Here is a 225-nt window from a genome sequence, read left to right on the forward strand (position 1 = left end):
GAACTTATCGGATTAAATTTGAGAAAGAGCCGTCCTTTATGCAAGGTATTAAAAAGCTTAATTTAGAGCCTTGTATAGAAGCGGTTAATAGCAATCTAGATATATTAAAAGGTGATTGGTCTCTAGAGAGTTTTGATAAGTATGTTATTAAAAATTTTGATGAAAAAGGAGAGTATTTTTTATTAAATTCTCTTTTAAAACCTATTAAATCTAATTATGATTATA

1 pseudogene is annotated in these 225 nt (G+C 26.2%); it reads left to right on the plus strand.

Annotation, left to right across the window (positions count from 1 at the left end):
* Positions 1-38 precede the first annotated feature (38 nt).
* Positions 39-225, plus strand: a pseudogene (locus TP70_RS10885) (ParA family protein); the annotation flags it as partial.

The sequence above is a fragment of the Staphylococcus microti genome, assembly GCF_000934465.1.
Classification (GTDB): Bacteria; Bacillota; Bacilli; order Staphylococcales; family Staphylococcaceae; genus Staphylococcus; species Staphylococcus microti.